At 73.3% G+C, this 3,169-nt stretch carries 5 protein-coding genes and 1 pseudogene; all 6 read right to left on the bottom strand.

Annotated elements, in window-relative coordinates:
- Positions 1–179: 179 nt before the first annotated feature.
- Positions 180–377 carry a hypothetical protein gene (locus NCC78_RS29975; RefSeq protein ID WP_250798733.1) on the bottom strand — a complete coding sequence of 66 codons (198 nt, stop codon included), beginning with the start codon at positions 375–377 and terminating at the stop codon, positions 180–182.
- The gene (locus NCC78_RS29970) at positions 374–703 is read right to left on the bottom strand and encodes a hypothetical protein (protein WP_250798732.1); all 330 of its coding nucleotides are present in this window, start codon (positions 701–703) and stop codon (positions 374–376) included. The genes NCC78_RS29975 and NCC78_RS29970 overlap by 4 nt, the downstream gene beginning before the upstream one ends.
- On the bottom strand, positions 700–1,017 hold the full coding sequence (locus tag NCC78_RS29965) for a DUF1622 domain-containing protein (protein ID WP_250798736.1): 318 nt from the start codon (positions 1,015–1,017) through the stop codon (positions 700–702). The genes NCC78_RS29970 and NCC78_RS29965 overlap by 4 nt, the downstream gene beginning before the upstream one ends.
- An 84-nt stretch (positions 1,018–1,101) precedes the next feature.
- Positions 1,102–1,689, bottom strand: coding sequence for a TMEM165/GDT1 family protein (locus tag NCC78_RS29960; RefSeq protein ID WP_250798734.1), 588 nt, complete (start codon positions 1,687–1,689; stop codon positions 1,102–1,104).
- A gap of 236 nt (positions 1,690–1,925) precedes the next feature.
- Positions 1,926–2,897, bottom strand: a complete 972-nt coding sequence (gene egtD / locus NCC78_RS29955) for an L-histidine N(alpha)-methyltransferase (protein ID WP_250798731.1) — start codon at positions 2,895–2,897, stop codon at positions 1,926–1,928.
- 42 nt (positions 2,898–2,939) lie between these two features.
- Positions 2,940–3,169 (bottom strand): annotated as a pseudogene (locus NCC78_RS29950) (ergothioneine biosynthesis protein EgtC); the annotation flags it as partial.

Below are 3,169 nucleotides of genomic sequence, written 5' to 3'. Positions count from 1 at the left end.
CGCTGACCGCGACGGCGTGCCGGACGTCTACCAGCGCCGGGACGGCTGACGACGCCCACGCCGACCCGGCGCTCCTCCTGGCCGGCGGGCGGCTGGACGCACCGAAGGCCCGGCGGACCGGGCCGGTGCGGACCGGCTCCGGCGGAACGACCCGTCCCGCCGGAGCCCGGACGGCCGCGTCAGCGGCGGCGCTCCGCCGCGCGGCGTTCCTCCTGCTCGTCGGCGAGGGCGTCACTCACCGGCTCCATGAGGTCGTCACCCGGCACCGCCACCTCCTCGGCCCGGTCCTGCTTGTCGACGCGCCCGCCGGCCGGCGGCTGGGGAGCGGTGGCACCGCCGGCGAACCCGTACTCGTTCGGTTCGTCATGCTTGCTCATGTGGCTGTCCTCCCGCTTTCTCCGGTTTCGCGGCCTACCGCCAACGGTAGGTCGTGATCCTCCTGCCCGCTGGACGCCGCCGATAGTCGCACCGACGGCGACCCGGCGGTGAGCGCGGCCCAGAGCAGCCGCCGCAGCAGGATGATCGCGGCGGCCGCGACCAGGTCCGCCCAGCCCTGCCCGACCGCCAGCCGGAGCAGGCCCGCGGCGGTGAGCAGATCCAGCAGCACCCGCAGGGCCGAGCGCCAGGACCGCGTGCCGACCAGCACCGCCGCCCCGGCGAGCGTGGCGAGCGCCGTGGTGGCGGTGACCAGGGAACGGATCACCCCGCGCGGTCCGCCGCACGGATCTGTCCCTGCTCCTGGCGGATCTCCCGGCCGAGGAAGTAGTTCAACGCGGTTCGGATCGTGGCGATGGCGGCCAGTTGACCGATCTGGGTGAAGGTCGGCGAGACCGCCGTCCGCAGGATGTCCGCGGCGAGCTGGAACTCCAGGCCGAGGGTGAGGAACCGCCCCAGGGAGAGCCGGATCGGGGTGAACACCGCGGCGCTGCGGTGCCGCAGCCCCTCGACCACGAACCGCAGCGCCGCCCAGGCCGCCCCGACGAAGATGACCACCGCGCCGGCCACCTCCACGGCCATGACCAGGGCCTGGTAGCCCTCGCGCAGGATCTCCTCGACGCTCACCGGGAGGCGTTACCCGGCCGGCGGGCCGGTAGTCGACGCTCAGCTGAGCTCTGTGACGGCCTCCAGGATCAACCAGAGCCCGCAGACGGCGAAGAGCACCGCGGCGCCGTACCTGATGGCCTTCTCCGGCAACCTCCGGCCGAGCATCCGGCCGACCAGGATGGCCAGCGCGTCGGCCGCCACCATGCCGAGGGTCGAACCGAGCCAGGTGCCGAACCAGCCGTACTGGGTGGCCAGGGTGATGGTGGCCAGCATCGTCTTGTCGCCCAGCTCGGCGAGGAAGAACGCGACCGACACCGCCACGATGGCGGACTTGCTGGTCTTCTCCGCCTTGCGCCGCTCCGCCTCGGTGAGGGTGTCCCCGCGCAGGGTCCAGGCCCCGAAGCCGAGAAACGCCAGACCCGCGACGAGGGAGATCCACTCCGTCGGCAACGCGGCGCCGAGGCCGTATCCGATCGCCACCGAGGCCAGGTGCACCACGGCGGTGGCGACGGTGATCCCGATCAGCACCGGTACGGGCTTGAAGCGGGTGGCGAAGGTCAGCGCCATCAACTGGGACTTGTCCCCCAGCTCGGCGACGAAGATGACGCCGAAGCTGACCACCAGCGCGACGAGGAAACCCTCCATGACATCCTTCCGGATCACGCCGGGAGGAGGTACGGGGCGCCCTCGACCCGGCTGCGACAGCCTGGGTCGAAGGTCTCGCCCGCCTCGGAAGCCGAGGCCGCGTGGCCGGGTGCGGAACGCACCAGTATGTCGACCACGACATTGGGGGCTACTCCCCTTCGCGCCGACCAGCCTAGCCGACCGTCAGCGGGCCCGCCGCCGCGGGTGAAGCTGCTCACCCGCGCTCCGGCGCCGGTTCACTCCGCCCTGGCGAGGGTGACGCCGAACAGGGCGTCCGGGTCGGTCCAGAAGTGGTGGGCGGCGAAGCCGGCGGCCGCCAGTTCCCCGGCGATCCCCTCGCGACGGAACTTCGCGGAGACCTCGGTACGCAGCTCCTCCCCCTCGGCGAAGGTGACCGTCAGGTCCAGCGCGCCCACCCGCACCCGCATCGGCCGCTGCGCGCGCAGCCGCATCTCGACCCACTCCCGCTCGGCGTCCCAGCGGGCGACGTGGGTGAACGCCGCCGGGTCGAAGTCGGCGTCCAGCTCCCGGTTGATCACCCGCAGCACGTTGCGGTTGAACTCGGCGGTCACCCCGGCCGCGTCGTCGTACGCCGGCACGACCACCGCCGGGTCCTTGACCAGGTCGGTGCCGATCAGCAGCCAGTCCCCCGCCTCCAGCGCGTCGCGCATCGCGGCGAGGAACGCCGACCGCTCGGCGGGCAGCAGGTTGCCGATGGTGCCGCCGAGGAAGACCACCAGCCGCCGCCCGCCGGTGGGCAGCCGGTCGAGCTGGTGGGTGAAGTCCCCCACGATGCCGCGCACCCGCAGCCCCGGGTAGTCGGCGGCGATCTCGGCGGTGGACTGCCGCAGCGCGCTCACCGACACGTCCAATGGCACGAACGTGCCCAGGCCGCCCCGGCGGGTGAAGGCGTCCAGCAGCAGCCGGGTCTTCTCCGAGGAGCCCGAACCGAGCTCGATCAGCGTCTTCGCCCCGGTCAGCTCGGCGATCGTGCCCGCCCGCTCGGCCAGCACGGCGCGTTCGGCGCGGGTCGGGTAGTACTCGGCCAGCCGGGTGATCTCCTCGAACAGCTCGCTGCCGCGGGCGTCGTAGAACCACTTGGGGGGCAGCCACTTCGCATCGGCGGTGAGGCCGGTGCGGACGTCGTCCCGCAGGCTGCGGCCGAGGTCCTGCTCCTCGAGGTGGATCTCCAGCGGCTCCGCGCTCATGTCTTCCCCTTCCGTCGGTGGAACGTCCCTGTCGGCCGGCGGTCACACCTCCGCGAGGGCGCGGACCCGCACCCCGGTCGCGGTGGCCTCCACCAGCTGCCCCTCCGGCACCGCCTGCCAGCCGGGGTCGTCGTCGTGCGGCTCGGACGCCAGCAGCACCGAGGCGGGCGTCGTGCGGATCGACAGCGCGTGCCCGGCCACGCTCGCCACCACGGTGCGCCCGTCGGTGAGCAGCAGGTTGAGCCGGGAACTGGGGGCGGCCGCGGCCACCG

Origin of the sequence: Micromonospora phytophila (genome assembly GCF_023656545.1) — a bacterium.
Classification (GTDB): Bacteria; Actinomycetota; Actinomycetes; order Mycobacteriales; family Micromonosporaceae; genus Micromonospora; species Micromonospora phytophila.
The sequence above is the reverse complement of the archived record's forward strand: the minus strand, read 5'-3'. Positions and strand labels throughout refer to the sequence as shown.

Coding starts and splice junctions, on each gene's coding strand:
- NCC78_RS29975 (WP_250798733.1), bottom strand. CDS start 377: ATGAGCAAGCATGACGAACCGAACGAGTACGGGTTCGCCGGCGGTGCC.
- NCC78_RS29965 (WP_250798736.1), bottom strand. CDS start 1,017: ATGGCCGTGGAGGTGGCCGGCGCGGTGGTCATCTTCGTCGGGGCGGCC.
- egtD (WP_250798731.1), bottom strand. CDS start 2,897: ATGAGCGCGGAGCCGCTGGAGATCCACCTCGAGGAGCAGGACCTCGGC.
- NCC78_RS29960 (WP_250798734.1), bottom strand. CDS start 1,689: ATGGAGGGTTTCCTCGTCGCGCTGGTGGTCAGCTTCGGCGTCATCTTC.